We start from the raw sequence: 17,450 nt of genomic DNA on the forward strand, positions 1-17,450 counted from the left end.
GAGAACTCTAGAAGATTTTGACCCTTAAAAATATTCATATTTCTATATGTTTACTAATAACAAAGATAGGTGTTTATCTATTGACCTCTATAATTTAGATTAACAACTGCATATTTTTCAATCAAAACAATCTAAATGAGCTTTTCAAAACCAATAACTTTGCCCTTCCAAAAGATGGTAACAAAGTTATTTCTAAGGCATTCATTACCATTGAAAGTGCATTTTGACTTCTTCTCCTTGATTAATTGTAATCCCATCAACAATTACTCGAACTTTAGATTCTTCTTGTTTAAAGTCTACCTGTTTCTTGGTGCCATTAAATTGCATTAAAACATTTTTGATTTTTGCTTTTAAAGGCATCTCAAGAGAAATCTCGTTAAGGTTTAGTACTCCCCATTCTACCTTCAATATACATTCTTGGGTATTTTCAAATCGTTTTTGACTATATGAGCCCCATCCCTCAGCTGCGCTGTAAAAACACTTAAAATTTTCTGGTGTTAAACGAGGTGCAAAGCCAATTTTACCAGCGGGTCCATCGTATTCAAACCCCGAAATACCGAGTAACATACCCCATGCTGCCATCGCACGTGTATAATGATCTCCACCTTCAATCTCGTTCCAAGGGTTATTTGTTTTACCGTCGTAGCGCAAATGCGCACCATAAGCAATTGACATACCTTCTGTTAGCAGACCTTCCCTTAACATATGCGAGGCAACCTGATATTCATAGCCAACCCATGGATCGTCATTTTGGTGTAACGCATTAACTGGAATCTCACCATATGGATAAGTTAATCCAACCATTCCGGGTTCTCCCACATCAGCCAAGTGAATAAACCTTTTATTCCTGACTTTGTAGATGGTTCCAACATCGGGAGTCCAATTGTATTTATATACACTTCGCAAAGCGGCTTTAACTTTTGGTTCGGGATAGACATAGCCTAAGCCCAATTGATGTGCCCAGTTTTGTCCGAATAACTGATCAGACAAACACCCATTACCATAAGAATTACCATAATTAATACTATCTGAATTTGTTAACAACTCAGAAGGTAAAACTCCTGCTGGTGCTGGACTATATTTATGTATAAAATATTCTCCGTTCCATAGATTTTTTAGTGTCCAATCACTTCCATTTTGATACAACTTATTGCATACATCAGCAAAAGTAGTATCCCCCATTTGTAAAGCCATTGTTTCAGAAGCCCTTAGCGAGGCTAAATATAACGAACCTGTAAATGTATTTGGACCCCATGCAAGGTTATCTGTTAAATGCTGTAAGCCTTCCAAAACACCATCGGTTTCTCCATATCTTCCATCCCTTTTTATCAAATATTGCATAGCTAATTTTATATTTGGCCATAGCTCTGTTAAAAATGAATAATCAGGAGACACCAAGTGCTCACGATATGCCTTTAAAACATATCCAGCCTGGGCATCTGGAATATAACCCCAATTCATAAAAGACTCACTATTATCATAAAAACCTCTGAAATTTATTCTCCCCGATTGCTTTTGGGCTAAATCCATATTGAAATCCTGCATACGTCTAACGGAACGTTCTAATTCCGGGAATAAGCGGGAAACCGTTTGTACATAATTCCAAACATGACCACAGGTACCATGACAAAACCCTACGCCCTCGAAAGAATAAAATCGCCCGTTCTTCCACCATTCAACTGAAGCCGAAGCCAAATTAGCAGAGGATGCTGCAGTTCGTTGAACAAACCAGTATGGCAGAGTACTTTCCAGATACATGGCATCTCTATACTTATGAGTACTTTGATAAAGCATTTCATAATGATCGGCAATATAATTTACCACATCCAATGAGTTGTTATACCAGTTGGAGTACATTCTTCCTACATTACCAGGACATCCTGGACTATCATTTTTATAGTTAGGGAAATACCAACTAATTACAAAGCTTATAGTTCTACTTTCATGAGGTTTTAATGAGAAATATTTTGAAACTCCCCCGCTAATTTCATCGTTAAGTGATGATATATGTTCATTAACCCCTTTTTGATTTATCCAGTTAGCATTGGCCTTACCATCATTATCCAACAATGCAATGGCCATGTTTCCAAAACCAACATGATTAACAGGAAACATATGTTCTTTCTCTAACTTATCATCAGAAAACCTAAAATAATCAACCGCTAAAGCACCATTTTCATCAGTATCAATAATTTCAATAGTTGCATTTTGCCCACGATAGTTGGACACGTCCCAGGATACCAGGCTCATTTTCCAATTATCTTCTCCGGTTGCTGTCCTAACAACTTCCCCATCGACCAACAAATTAACGCAACACGATCCTCCTTTGCTTTCGTGAGCTGAGTTTTTACCGGCTATCAAAAATGAGATATAGTTTTGAGTTATATTTACTTTACGTTTAGCTTTTCCAACTTTATCAATTCCATTCAATTGACTAAAAAGGAAATGACTGCCCTCGTGCCCTTTAAATCCCCATACGAGCTCGCCATCATTACCTTGCTGTACCTGATAAATACTTGCGGCTTTGTCTCCAAATGCATCTCCCTCAATATTCCAATTTATTAAACTACCTAAATCTCCTGGTGTTCCATCAGCATTTACTATTGTCGTCTCAAAATCTTCTATAAGGTCAATTGATTCAGAAATTTGGTTTTTACCGTCAGAATTCACAAGATTCATATATGCGGCCACAAAGCTTTCGTTATTGTAAACTGAGTTGTAACGTTTTGCTTTAACTTGAGTATTGTACTTTTTTAAAATAGCATTTTCGAGCCATCCGTCAATTTTAACATCTACTTCTTCTTTTGATGAATTTGTTACTTTATAACTAAAAATAGTAGCCGGTATTGCCGAATTACGTGCATCTAATGGGATAAAAGGAGAGAACACTTCAAGCTCAATATCAACAGGGATATTCTCTTTGGGTTGCTCATACATGATAGTTGCAATGGGGTATTCACCTATAAATCCTATATCGTTAAACCCTTCCTGACTTAGGGGCAGCTTTATAACCTGTCCTTTTTTTGTTTTTGTTTGAATAGCAAAGCCCTGATTAACATCCGATTCTGGTCTATAAGTTTTATAACCTTTTTCATGTGTAGTTTCCTGATAAAATGTTGTGTTGTAGTTATCGTTAAAAATCCACCAACGTGCCAGTGTTCCATCTCCTCTCACATACAGCTGACCGGCACCAATACCTCCGCACGGCATACCAATTGTAAACAACTCGTCACCCCGATACACTTTTCGCTCTCCCCTTGTATAAATCATTTCTAACCATTCCTTACTCAGGTTTTTCTCTGCAGGCACATAATGCTCATAACTGTTGATAGCATCCTGGGCATTGCTAGGGTAATTAATACCTATAATACTTATTGTTATAAGTATTAAACTATATTTAACATTACTAATCTTTACTCTCGTAATAAAAACAAACATCTGAATTTTATCATTTTATATCTGTATGATTGATTCTTAAATAATTACCCTCCCATTTCGGAAGTTTACAAATTATAGCCAAACAAATTAATTTACTTCGACCTGGTTAATGTATAATGTTCTCCTGGTTTCGTTTCAAAATACACAATCCCATTGTCGTCGACCTTTATTTCCTGAAGCATAGCGTTGTTATCGTTTTTTATCTGGGTCACTTTCCAAGGACTTAAAAAACGGAACGTACCACCCACAGTGGACTTAACCTCAACAACTTTAATCTCTGAATCTTCTTGACTCGCCGAAACTAAAAAGCCTCCGGCGGTACGAAGCGTGGAAAATTCAGCATCTTTATTTTTTGGCCAGGCAGGAAAAATGCGAATGATATTATCAACGCTTTGAAGAAGTAGCTCTGATACAGCACCTGAAACAGCAAACATTTCCGTGTAATGCCCAAAACCATTGAATGCGGCATTTTGTCCAGATAAATTCAAACTCCCGTTTGGTTTTTGCCGCATTCCTATTTGTTCCTTTAGCCAGGATAAGGCATCTGGGGTACTTAATCTTGCTTTTGCAACGGCAAGCATTATGGTAGAATTATTACCATTGGTTTTAATATTCTGTAAGGTTTTGGTAAAAAGTTCCCTGTCGTCCTCAGAGGAAAAAAATGTAATTTGTTCTGCTGGAAATATAGGTGTCGTTGGTACAGGTATGTTATACTCCAATGGTTTCCCTGCATTTCTGTCCACTAAATAACCCGACTCCTTATCTATAGGGTACGGAGGAAGTCTCTTTAAATATTTCCTTACTTTTTGTGCCAATTCCAAATCCGCATTTAGTTTTTCGGAAGCTTCAAGAAAACCTACAAACATTAATTTCATGAAAGCAATATCAAAAGGGCAGTTATATACTCCAAAAGGCATATGCTCTGGGGACACAGTCGGTCCTAAAATTAAATAGCCTTCATTATCAAGGCTACATTGTTCAGAAAAAGCGGCATAAAATCGAGCCATTTCACGAATGGCAGGATATATCTTGTTCAATTGCGCTTCTGTTGGACAATATTTATAGGAGAGCCATAAATTGTGCATTAAAAAACCTGAGAGCCCCAACGTATAAGCCCAAGGACCTCCAGCAAACATCCTGTTATTGTTGGATTTACATTGCTCAGGATTAACAGGCTCATGGCGATAAATATTATGGGGATAGAATGCCCCTTCTACTCCATAAGTTTGTTTTGCAAACCATTGAGCACGCGGCAAATAATCCAAAACCACTTTATTGTAAGGATTAAGAAACTCTATATGATTTGTATTTAGGAAGCTCCAAAATGTTTGTTGAAAATTGTAGTTTATGGTATAATTATCGTGCCAACCATCAAGTGGCTGAAGTAACGGACCTATAAACAGGCCTATAGCCTGCGATTTTGGGTTTTGTGCACAACGCGCAAAATAAAGATTTCTATACCATACTTTTGATAACTCCAAATCGGATAGCTTTATACCACTTGCCTGCCAATAGTTATACCAAAGTCCCTCATGCTTCTCAACTACGGCAACTTCCTCCTTTTGCACATATTGCTTTGCTAAAGCAATGGCTTTATCCAAAGGATTTTCGGCTTCAAGAGAACTTACTACGGCGATATAATGATTTTCTCCTTTACTGGCCATAGCGGTGACTACTTGCATACCTTTCCAATCGCCACTTTCATCAGGTGGCAGTTCTTGTTTCACCCATTGTACCCCATCATTACTTCCTGTTAAAGCAGGTGGAATTGGCTCCCAGGGCTGGGCTTTTAATTTAAGGTTACGAGCTGTTTTTATATAATAAACGTTGTCCTGCAACAATGCCCTAACAATTATCTCTCCCCCATTAATATTAGCATTGGCACGAAAAACATCGATAGTTGTCTGTTGGCTTCCCGAATAATCAATTTCAACATTCGCAAAGTTAATCGACAAAGGATAGGGTTTATTCCAACTTGGCGGCAAATCAAGTTCACGGGATGTTTTTCCTGTTTTTATATCAATTCTTGCAAGCTCTTTATCTTCTTCAGTATCAATGCGTGCATCATAAACATCATTTTTGGCTAGCCTTAAAACAATTAGATTTTCTTTTGCATATAAAATGGAATGCAAATCTCCATTGCCTTGTATAACTGCATCTTCAGATGCAGAATCTAACCTATCTAATGTAATTTTTGCCTGTTCCAGCATTTCGGGATATGGAACTCCCCCTGCTAGCCATTCTTTAACAATTTGATCAGAACACGCCATTAACGTGCCCACTAAAAATACGGATATGATCCCTGTAATCCTGAAGCTCCTCCTCATTTCAAACTTAATTTACTTAATAAAAATTGATTCTGTAAGTAGTATATCCTTAGATGAACTTCCTACCATAATTTCAAATTCACCAGGCTCAATAACGTATTCCATATTTCTGTCCCACAGCCCCAGTTCTGAAAGAGGTATCTCGAACTCAATTGTTTTAGATTCCGATGGGTTGAGGGCTACTTTCTTAAAAGCCTTTAATTTTTTAACGGGTGTTGCCACCGAGCTTATTTTATCATTAACATAAACCTGAACAACTTCTTTACCGGCACGCCTTCCTGTATTTTTTATGCTTAGAGAAAGCTTAACACTTTGCCCATCAGATATCTCATCTTGCGCTATTACCAAATCTGAGTATTCAAACTTCGTATAACTTAGTCCATAACCAAACGGATATAAGGCATCGGTTGAGCTAAACACATAATCACGTCCTGGCGCCTCTCTTGTTCCCGGCTGATGGTAAAATCCCCTTCCTGATGGCTGGTGACTATAAAATACCGGGACATGACCAACACTTTGTGGGTATGAAACAGGAAGCTTACCTGATGGATTAACATCGCCAAAAATTATATTTGCTACGGCATTTCCTCCTTGTTCCCCAGGATACCAAGCGTCTAAAATGGCAGGTATATGCTCACTTTCCCATTTTATATCATAAGCCCTTCCATGAACCATAACCATTACAATGGGCTTTCCTGTTTTTTGAATTGCTTTTATTAATTCTGGCTGAACACCTGGAGGTCTTAAATCTGCCCTGTCAAACCCCTCACCGCATGTTGGATGGTCTTCAGAAGAATCCTCTCCCCAGCCTATACCAGAAAGCGTCATACTTGTACCACCGATTACCAAAACTACAACATCACTTTTTGTTGCTACATCTACTGCTTCGGCAATGCCCTCTGTACTCAAATCGGTAATATCACAGCCTTCCGCATAATTTATAGCTACCCTATCTCCTACATAATTCTTTATCCCTTTCAAAACCGTAACTCCAGAAGATTTTGCCTTAGTAGCACTATAATCTCCGTACTGCACCCTATCTGCATTAGGCCCGATAACCGCTATGGATTTGTAGTCTGAAAGGTTTAATGGCAACAGATCATTTTCGTTCTTTAACAATGTAATGGATTCTTCAGCTATGTATCGCGCTACGTCTATAGACTCCTTTGTATGTACTATTTTAGACATATCCTCGGGAGCCTTATAAGGTTTTTCAAAAAGCCCTGCTTTAAATTTTACAGTTAAAATGTTTGTAACGGCTTCATCTATTAATGCTTCTGACAAACGTCCATCTTCTACCAATTTCTTTAATTCTGAATAAGCATATGGCTGTGGAGCCTCTAAATCGACCCCTGCAGTAATGGCCTGCAATGCCGTTTCTGATTTATTTGCCGATGTTTTATGAAAAAACTCCAACATGTGTATGGCTCCATAATCGGAAAACACATAACCGTTAAACCCATATTCCTTTCTTAAAATATCGCGTATAAGATATGCATCGGCATGTAATGGAATTCCATTGACTTCGTTGTATGAAGGCATAACCGAATAGATATTGGCATCTTGCACGACTTTTTTAAATGGATACAGATGAAGATCTCTTAAGTTTCTCATCCCAACTTCATTCGGACCTAAATTAATGCCCGCTATAGGTGTGCTATAGGCTACAAAATGCTTGGCGGTACACATTAAATGGTTCTCTGGAATGTGATTTTTTGTAACCTCTGGATCGCCTTGCATACCGATTACAAATGACTTCCCCATCTCAGCCACATGAAATGGATCCTCTCCAAAACATTCTTCAACACGCCCATACCTTGGGTCTCTGGCTAAATCAAATAAAGGAGATAGTGCCTGGTCGACGCCTCCCGCAGTGGCCTCTTGTGCTATGATTTGTCCCATTTTTTTTATCAACTCAGGATTCCAGGTACTTCCTTGCGCTATGGCTTGCGGAAAAATGGTAGCTCCAAAGGCCAATTGCCCATGCAGGCATTCTGCAATTTGTATCCCAGGAATTCCCAATCGGGTGTTTTCTCTCAAGTATTTATCTGCTGCTTCCGAAAACTTCGCGATCTCCTCTACGCCAATAAAAGGGCTTTCCAGACATCCAACACTGTTTCCTTTAAACAACTTTTTAAGAGACTCATCCATTACCTTTCCATTCTCATCTGTTTCTAACTTACTTAAACTTAGCATTGACATTTGAGCTATTTTTTCTTCTAATGTCATCCGTCCCAGCAAGTCTGACACCCTTTCCTTTGTGGAGAGCTCAGGATTTTTATATGGCAAAACAATTTGGCCAAATCCTAATTGAACCACACAACAAAAACAAACTACAAAAATAAATTGTATCTTAACTATATTTAGGAATTCTCTCCTCTTTATCATGTCAGAATAAAATTTTAATTACACTACAAAAAACTATTATTAACAAATATGAACTTCAATCACTTATGGCTTCTAGAAAAATATCTAAAATTATAAAATGCTGCCTTCATATAAAAGACAGCATTTTATCAAATTGAAAAAAAACTAACTCAAACTAAACTTTTATTTTTAGTACCCTGTCTTCTGATCTAATTCGGGGTTTCTATCTATCTCAGACTGAGGAAATGGCCAATTATAATGATGGGATTTAAAGTTAAGACCACCAACACCTAAACCAGGCTCATCAACCGCACTTAAAACATCTTGTATGGTTCCCCATCTTTTAAGATCCAAATACCTATGTCCTTCGAAAGCTAATTCAATACGTCTTTCTAATCGGATATGATCCCTCATCTGATCTTTTGTTAATCCTGTTGGAAGATCTGGCATGTTAACACTTGGTCTAGAGCGCACTTCGTTAACCGCATCATGCACCGATTGATCAGGTCCAACAGCTTCATTTTGTGCCTCTGCATACATTAACAATACATCGGCATATCTTAAATGAATAATATCCATATCACTAAGAACATCATATCCAATAGGGCCAATTGTCTTATCAATTCCTTTCTGAATAGCATATCCTGTTTCCGTAGGCTCTTGTTGAATTAATTGCCCATCAATATACCAAGGTTCTACTTGTACGGTTTGCAATAATCTTGGATCCCTGTTAACATAAGGATCTGCTGGATTATATAATGGAGATGATGTAATAGGCAATCCATCTGTAGCCTGATATGCATCAACCAGTTCCTGTCTGGGGTTTGGCTGTAACCACCATGCCACATAAATTTGATACCAATGGGTATTGTCTGGTGCTAAAAATTTTGTAGAAAACAAAATCTCATCTGGATTGGATTCCTGCCCAGAGGTTAAGAAAAGTCCTGTAAAATCATTGTAAAGACTCGTTTTCCCTGAAGCCATAACTTGCCCTGCTAATGTCGCAGCCTGAGACCATTCCCCACTATGTAAATGCACTTTAGCTTTTAATGCTAATGCCGAATTTTTTACAATATTACCAGTATAGGATTCATTGGGAAGACTAGCAATGGCATCATCTAAATCACGATGAATTAAATCCAAAACCTGCTGACTAGAACTTTGCTTAATCCTAGACTCTTCAACTGTAGGAGGTGTTTCATAAATTACAACATCTCCATAAAATTGTTGCAAATTAAAATAGAACCAGGCACGAATAAATTTTACCTCTCCTACATAACGACTTTTTGTAGTTTGACTCATTTCTAAGTCGGCTATATTTTGCAAAAACACATTACAAGAAGAGATACCTTTATATGCGTCATTATACATGGTATTAATTACTCCTCCAGTTGAAGGCAATATATCACCCCTTGAAATATTCTGTACCTGATCTGCGTTTTGAAAATTATAACCATTGTCTGTCAGGCAATCTAAATTGTATCGTGTTACACTATAAATACTTGCCTGCAAGCGACTATAAACTCCTACTAAGGCAATATAAGCATCATCTTCACTTTTCCAGAAAGTTTGGCTGGAAACTTCGTCTAATGGGTTTTTATCCAAAAAATTATCACTACAAGAAGAGCACATCAAAAGAATGGATAACCCAAATATTATTATATTATTTTTCATATCTTTTTTTATTATAATTTAAGTTTAACTCCCATAGACAATATCTTTGTTTGTGGGTACACACTTCCTCTAGTACTCCACCATTCAGTCCCCAGTCTTTCGGGGTCAACATGTTTCATTTTAGTAAAGGTAAATAGGTTATCCCCTGAGAAATAAATTCTCGCATCTTTTAATTTTATCTTCTCACAGACTTCTTTTGGCAGGTTGTAACCAATTTGAAGGTTCTTAATTCTCATATAGGATGCATCTTGCAAGTAATATGTATTCTCGGTACCAGACATTGGTGTATAACCATAGGTAGAAAATGTCCACAAGGCAGGCATAGTTTGACTTGGGTTTTGCGGTGTCCAGGCATTTCTCCAATCTGTTGTAGGAGCAGTCCCTTGGGTAAAGGGCCAAAACGCCCACCAGGTTAAATAGTATTTTTGTCCTTCAACACCTTGAAAAAACACAGACATATCCCAATTTCTCCATTGAAGGTTAATATTGCCTCCATATGTAAAATCTGGTTGCACCCCATCAACAAAAACTCTATCATCTCCATTAATAACCCCATCACCATTAGCATCTCTAAATCTTAAATCTCCTGGTTGTGGATTCCCTGGGTGGGTAGGTGCCGAATTTATTTCGGCCTGAGATTGGAATATCCCATCCCATTCTATCATATAATATTCTCCTATAGGATGTCCTTCAACCGTAGAGTTTCTTCCATAACTAGGAGCACTTACTTTAGTTACTTCATTTTTGTTTTTAGAAAAATTAAAATCAACAGCATATGACAATTCACCTACTTTATTTTTATGACCCAATAAAAGTTCTATACCTTTGTTTTCCATTGAGGCGAAATTGATAGTCGGTGCAGAAAGTCCAACACTAGCAGGTATTTCTGCTCGCCTCAAAATACCTGTCGTTTCTTTCTTGTACCAATCAAAAACCATTGAGAACAATCCATTACCAAATGATAAATCCACACCTATGTCGGTGCTGGTCGTTTTTTCCCACTCCAAGGTTTTATCGGTTAGGCGATTTTGAACAACCCCTTGGTCTAGACCAGAACCTAATGGATAAGCAACCGTTGACAAAACATCTTGATAAGGATAGTTGCCAATATTTTGGTTACCCAATTCACCCCATGATGCTCTAAGTTTTAAATTATCCACCCAATCCACATCCTGCATAAAAGCTTCGTTGGAAACGCGCCATCCAGCGGAAACCGACGGAAAGAACCCCCACCTATTATCTTTAAAGATTCTTGATGTTCCATCATACCTCGCATTGGCTTCAAACAAATAGCGCTCTTTATAATTATAGGTCAGTCTACCAAAATAGGATTGAATAGCCCACTCAGTCGCTGTACCACCAAGACCTTGACCATCAGAATTTCCGGCATTTATCTCAGTTAATTGAGGAAAATTAAATGCCCTTCTAGAGCCTTCTAAATATCTCCAATGGAATTCCTCTTGATTATAGCCCACTAAAGCCGACACATTGTGTCCTCCAGAAAACTCTTTTGAATAATTTAATGTTGTATAAAATGTTGGCAACTGGCTTTTTTCAAACCTGTTACGCACTCCATTAAACACTGGCCACCCATCAGAATAATACTCACCAGTAGCAAAAGAATAGGCTTCTATGGGATAATTTACAAATTTATTAAAGGAATCGGAATAATCGATAGACCCTTTAATCTCCCAAGTCAACTCAGGAAGGATATCATATTTCAAAAAAGCATTAACCCTTATGTTCTTTGACTCAAAAAAGTTCCCTCCTTCATTGGCTACAAACTCGGGATTTCTATTTACCCAAAACTCTGGCCAAGCGTTATGGCTATACCTTCCACTGCCATCAGCTAAATAAGGACTGTACATAGGTTGTGCTCCATATACAATTAAAAGAAAATCGGAATCGGTTAACCACGGCTCTTTTCTATCTCCTATTGCCATGCTAATATTAGTACCGAAAGTAAGTTTATCAGTTATTTTTGTATCTAAATTCAACTGTCCCGTATACCTTTTGTAATTATGACCAATAACAGTTCCTTCTTGATCCCAATATCCTAAATTAGCATAAAAATGAGTTTTTTCATTGCCTCCAGAAACACTTAAGTTATGTCTATGAACGGGCACAGTTCTAATAGAATGGTCCAACCAATTAAAATTAGGATATTGAGGGTCGTTCGGCCCTGCATTTCTGTAAGAATCAATTTGTGATTGAGAAAAAAGGTTAGGTATACCCTGTCTTGAATGTGCAGTATTCCACATTTCCATATACTCAACAGAATTATTAACAAAATCCGGCAATACTGCAGCAGAATGATAAGCCACATTTCCATGGTAACTAATATCAATACCTTCCTTATTTCCTGTTTTGGTAGTGACAACAATCACACCATTAGCCGCTCTGGCACCATAAATTGAAGCAGAAGCCGCATCCTTTAAAACGGAAATAGACTCTACATTCTCAGGATCAATATTATCTAAAGAACCTGCAATACCGTCAATAATCACCAAGGGATTACTACCAGCGCCACTAAATGTACCCGTACCCCTTATCCTTATATAAGTATTTTCCTTTCCAGGTTGCCCTGACCCCTGGTTAATCCTAACTCCTGTTAACTTTCCCTGCAACATATTGGCTACATTATTTATTGGGCGCTTGGTAAGTTCTTCATCATCAATATTAGCAACTGATCCTGTTAAGTTGATTTTCTTTTGCTTACCATATCCAATAACAACAATTTCATCCAATTGCGATATTGTTAATACAACATCTATTGTTGTGTCAGACCCTACTGTGATTTCTTTGGTTTGCATTCCTACATAAGAAAACTGCAAAACATCACCTTGAGACGCAGAAATAGTATACTTACCGTCAAAATCGGTTGCAACGCCATCGTTTGTTTGTGTGTTTAATACCGTTACACCAGGCAGAGGCATGCCCGAATCGTCTGTTACAGTTCCCGAAATATCCGACTGTAACACAGAAGTATCGCCATCTACCAATGCATTTGCATTAAAACAGAAGAGAGATACTAATACCAAAATGCCTAGAAATGGCTTTTTTAGTTGATTTAATTTCATAAGATTTTTGTTAATAGGTTATTAATTGTTGTTTAATTAGTTAGCACCGCTATTAAAAGCCAATACTTGAAATAGTTTTTTTATACATATTAAGATTGTTTTTAAATTTAGAGAGGCAATTTACAAAAATTATTCATATATAAACAATTTATTCAGAATATTTTTTTCATATATAAATAACTAACCTCATTAATTAGGCTAATCAAATTTTAAGAAATGGAAAAATTAATACAGAATAAAATACCTTCCCCTATAGATCGACCCCCAAATTCTTCTTGATTGATTTAACGGTCTCTTTAATCTTATTGAGAATTTTATCCGAGCCAAGAAGCTCTTGAACCTGACCTGACAACATAGTCACAACTAAAGCCCCAAGAATATTAATCTCAGGAATATAAATTGGCACTCCAATATCAATAACACCTTTAGTCGTTTCACTTTCTTTTAAATCATACCCTTTTTCAGCGACCAACTTTATTTCACTTAAATAATCTAACTTATCAACCTCATTCAAATCACTGAAATTCGCATTCCTATTTAAATAGGTCAATTGCTCCTCTTCTTTTAATTGAGACAACATAATACGACCCGAGGTAGAATTAAACAAAGGAAACCTACTCCCCACTTCCACCGAAAGCGACACAGGGCCAGGACTAGAGCATTCAGAAACAATTAGAAGCTCATCAAAGTTTAAAATAGACATGTGACATGATTGCTTTGAAAAACCTGCCAATTCTTGCATCGGATAAAAAGCGGCAGACCTTAACGCATATAGAGGAGGGTGCCTATGAGCCAGGTAATACAATTTCAAAGACAGTTTGTACTTGCCAGAAACATGACTCTTTATTATATACCCCCTTTCCTCCAAACAAACCAACATACGATAAATTTCATTTGGTTTTTTATTGATCCCCGTAGCAATCTCAGTTTGCGACTGATCTACGGCCTGCATCGAAAGATATTCAATAATATCTAAGCCCTTAACCAGAGCTGGAGAGTTATACTTAGTCATACTTACAATAATATAGCTTCATTGTTATACAAACACACCTAAGCCATAAAAGTATAAAATTAATTTAACGTGATTATGTTTTTAAAAATAAAATCAAAACATTTTATCGTATTTAAATTTTATATTTATATTTGAAAACATGAATTCACTAAATACTATAATAGGCATTTTTCATCATTCCCTAGGAGGTATATCGGCTTCAACCTGTTACTTGCCGTTTCAGAAAGTTAACAAATGGTCTTGGAATAGCTACTGGCTGGTTCAGGCCATATTTGCCTGGTTGGTTTTCCCACTTGTTATTGGTTACCTAACGGTTCCAAACTTATGGAAAGTATTTATTGAGTCCCCTTCGCCAGTCATGTTTAACGCATTTTTACTGGGGGCTGTATACGGTTTTGGCGGTATGGCATTTGGTTTTGCCATAAAACATATTGGGTTTTCACTTACTTATACCATTTCAATTGGGCTCTCTGCTGTTTTGGGCACTATAGTCCCTTTAATCATACACGGCACACTTATAGAGCAGTTTTCAAAACCAGGAAGTATGGTTGTTTTAGCAGGCATGCTATGCTCTTTGCTTGGTGTTTTTTTATGCGGATTGGCAGGACGTAAAAAAGAGAAAGATTTGAAAGCATCCAACCAATTAAATGCCAACGGTTTTAATTTAAGGAAGGGCTTGGCCCTAGCTATATTTGCTGGTGTTTTTTCTGCCATTTTTGGTGTTTCCCTTGAATTGGGGGCTCCGGTTGCAGAAATTGCCCATAAATATGGAGCAGGTCATTTTGAAGGCAATGCCAATCTATTCCTCTCCACTTCGGGCACTTTTGCCACAAACTTTATCTGGTTTGTTGTTTTGGGCTTTCGAAAAAACACCATAAAGGAAGTAGTTGCCGTAAAATCTTTGGGTTACAAAACATGGGGCTTAAACACGTTTCTCTCCATACTAACAGGAGGATTGTGGTATTTACAATTTTTCTTTTATGGCCTGGGGCATGTTAGAATGGGTAATTTCAAATTTGCAAGTTGGGCCATCCATATGGCCATGCTTATCTTTTTTAGTTACCTCGTTGGGGTATTAATGAAAGAATGGAAAAACGTCTCCAAACAAACCTACATAGTACTAATTACCGGATTGATTGTTTTGGTATGCTCTTTCGTAATAATTACCTATGGAAGCACGCTTGGATCCCACTAGCACAAACAATACCCGTAAAAGCATAAGTTAAAAATGGACACAAATAAAAACAACATATCCTTAAAAGGCATTGCCTGGAATCATACCCGGGGATTCACCTCTGTAGTGGCCACTGCGCAGCGATTTGAAGAGTTAAACCCAAATATGAGAATTACATGGGAGAAAAGATCGCTTCAAGCATTTGCCGATGCTTCGCTTGATGAATTAACAAATAACTACGATTTGTTGATTATGGACAACCCTCATGTTTCAATAGCAGCTCGTGACAACAACCTACTGGCTTTTAATGATTATTTAAATGCCGAATTTATTGAAGAATTAGCGAACAACAGTGTGGGAAAATCACATGCCAGTTACAACGTCAATGGCAAACAATGGACATTGGCAACTGATGCAGCAACCCCTATAGCTACCTGGAGGGAAGATTTGATACATCAACAGAACATTCAAATTCCTAATACATGGGAAGATTTATTAACACTAACCAAAACCGGAAAAGTAGCTTTTGCATCCATCCCTATAGACACATTAATGCATCATTATATGCTATGTGAGGCCTTAGGCGCCTCTGTTTTCACTAGCAAAATCGTAGTAGCCCCACGGGAAATCATGATAGATGCCATAAAAATGTACAAAAAGCTGGTTGACTTAGCACCTTCATATTGTTTAGAAATGAATCCAATACATATCGCTGAACTTATGACCAGTACAGATGAGATCGTATATAGTCCATTTAATTATGGGTACTCCAATTATTCGAAAAAGAATTATGCCGACAAGGTCTTAAAAGCTGGAAGTTTGGTGACTTTAAACGGCAAAAGGTTACGCTCTGTTTTAGGTGGCGCCGGAATAGCGGTATCTTCTAAAACCAAACACGCCAAAGTTGCAATGCAGTATGCCGAATTTAACGCTACTGAAAAAATACAATCAGGTTTATATTTTGACTTTGGAGGACAACCAGGACATAGGAAGTCATGGTTGAACGAAGAAGTAAACAAACAAAGTAAAAACTTTTTTAAAGACACATTACAAACCTTAGATAAAGCTATAATGCGCCCTCAGTACTATGGATACATGTATTTTCAGGACAATGCAAGTCCAGTAATACATGAGGCTGTTTCTGGAAAAGTTTCTATTGAAGCTGCTGTAGATAAAATGAACGCTTTATATGCTGAATCCCTTAAATTATAAGAAATACATCAAATGAAACCTTTAGAAGGCATATTAGTTATTGAATTTAGTCAGTTCATGGCTGGTCCGTCAGCTGGATTGAGATTAGCGGATTTAGGTGCTCGTGTCATTAAAATTGAACGTCCTGAGGTTGGCGAAGGGAGCAGACAACTGGCAATTAAAAACCTATTTATTGACGATGACAGCTTGTTGTTCCATACAATTAACAGAAATAAAGAATCCTATACTGCAGACCTAAAAAATCCTGAAGACTTAAAACGAATAAAAAAATTAATAATATCTGCCGATGTCATGACTCATAACTTTAGGCCAGGAGTTATGGAAAAGATTGGTTTGGATTATGAAACAGTAAGAGGTATAAATCCAAAAATGGTTTATGGTGTTGTTTCTGGTTATGGACCGTTAGGCCCCTGGGCAAAAAAGCCTGGACAAGACTTATTAATTCAGGCTTTGTCGGGCTTAAGCTATTTATCCGGATCCGCAAACGACCATCCAACCCCTATGGGATTAGCCGTATGCGATATTTTAACCGGTATACATCTAGCACAGGGAATTTTAGCGGCACTTATTAGACGTGGCAAAACACAAAAAGGGGGCCTGATAGAAGTTAGCCTTTTAGAATCTACCCTCGATTTTCAGTTTGAAGTTTTAACAACTCACTTTAATGATGGCGGCAAACACCCTAAACGTGCAAAGCAAGGGAATGCACATGCCTACTTAAGTGCTCCTTATGGCATTTACAAAACCAAGGATGGCTATTTATCTTTAGCAATGACACCGATCACCAAACTTGCAACATTGTTGCAAATAGATATTCCTAGAGCCTATAAACTAGAGAAAAATTGGTTTGACAAACGTAACGAAATAATGGATCTGCTGCGCAGTGTCTTTATTACTAAAACTACCGAACAATGGCTTGTATTACTTGAAAAGGAAAATATTTGGTGCTCCAACGTTTACAGCTACAAAGATCTTTTGGAACATGAAGGCTACAAAGCTTTACAAATGGATCAAGATATTATAACATCCAACGGAAAAAACATTCGCACAACAAGATGCCCTATTAGAATTAACGAAGAACGTTACTACAATACAAAATCTGGCCCGAAATTGGGAGAGGATACAGAGCGTATCATCAAAGAATTTAGTTTATAACTATGGATATA

Annotated in this window: 9 protein-coding genes; 3 read left to right on the plus strand and 6 right to left on the minus strand. The window is 37.5% G+C overall.

Features of this window, described 5'->3' with window-relative positions; genetic code table 11:
- Window positions 1–204: 204 nt before the first annotated feature.
- From K7G79_RS03075 to K7G79_RS03100, 6 genes are all read right to left on the minus strand, one after another.
- Complete coding sequence (locus K7G79_RS03075; RefSeq protein WP_223549042.1) at window positions 205–3,438, minus strand: GH116 family glycosyl hydrolase; 3,234 nt, start codon at window positions 3,436–3,438, stop codon at window positions 205–207.
- Window positions 3,439–3,530: 92 nt separating this feature from the next.
- Window positions 3,531–5,765 (minus strand): glycoside hydrolase family 95-like protein, encoded by a 2,235-nt coding sequence (locus K7G79_RS03080; RefSeq protein ID WP_223549044.1) that lies wholly within the window; start codon window positions 5,763–5,765, stop codon window positions 3,531–3,533.
- 12 nt (window positions 5,766–5,777) lie between these two features.
- Window positions 5,778–8,153, minus strand: coding sequence for a glycoside hydrolase family 3 N-terminal domain-containing protein (locus K7G79_RS03085; RefSeq protein ID WP_223549046.1), 2,376 nt, complete (start codon window positions 8,151–8,153; stop codon window positions 5,778–5,780).
- Between the two features lie 168 nt (window positions 8,154–8,321).
- Window positions 8,322–9,806 carry a RagB/SusD family nutrient uptake outer membrane protein gene (locus K7G79_RS03090; protein ID WP_223549048.1) on the minus strand — a complete coding sequence of 495 codons (1,485 nt, stop codon included), beginning with the start codon at window positions 9,804–9,806 and terminating at the stop codon, window positions 8,322–8,324.
- 11 nt (window positions 9,807–9,817) lie between these two features.
- A complete protein-coding gene (locus tag K7G79_RS03095) occupies window positions 9,818–12,886 on the minus strand; it encodes a TonB-dependent receptor (protein WP_223549050.1) in 3,069 nt (1,022 codons plus the stop codon).
- 250 nt (window positions 12,887–13,136) lie between these two features.
- A complete protein-coding gene (locus K7G79_RS03100) occupies window positions 13,137–13,898 on the minus strand; it encodes an IclR family transcriptional regulator (RefSeq protein WP_223549051.1) in 762 nt (253 codons plus the stop codon).
- 139 nt (window positions 13,899–14,037) lie between these two features.
- On the opposite strand from K7G79_RS03100, the gene K7G79_RS03105 reads away from it, so the two are divergent.
- The 3 genes from K7G79_RS03105 to K7G79_RS03115 are packed head-to-tail and all read left to right on the plus strand — an operon-like array spanning window position 14,038 to window position 17,439.
- Window positions 14,038–15,093, plus strand: coding sequence for an L-rhamnose/proton symporter RhaT (locus K7G79_RS03105; RefSeq protein WP_223549053.1), 1,056 nt, complete (start codon window positions 14,038–14,040; stop codon window positions 15,091–15,093).
- Window positions 15,094–15,126: 33 nt separating this feature from the next.
- Complete coding sequence (locus tag K7G79_RS03110) at window positions 15,127–16,284, plus strand: extracellular solute-binding protein (RefSeq protein ID WP_199114473.1); 1,158 nt, start codon at window positions 15,127–15,129, stop codon at window positions 16,282–16,284.
- Between the two features lie 12 nt (window positions 16,285–16,296).
- Entirely contained in the window at window positions 16,297–17,439 is a 1,143-nt protein-coding gene (locus tag K7G79_RS03115) for a CaiB/BaiF CoA-transferase family protein (protein ID WP_223549054.1), read from the plus strand.
- Window positions 17,440–17,450: the final 11 nt, after the last annotated feature.

It is taken from the genome of Aestuariivivens sp. NBU2969, assembly GCF_019931125.1.
GTDB classification, from domain to species: domain Bacteria; phylum Bacteroidota; class Bacteroidia; order Flavobacteriales; family Flavobacteriaceae; genus Aestuariivivens; species Aestuariivivens marinum.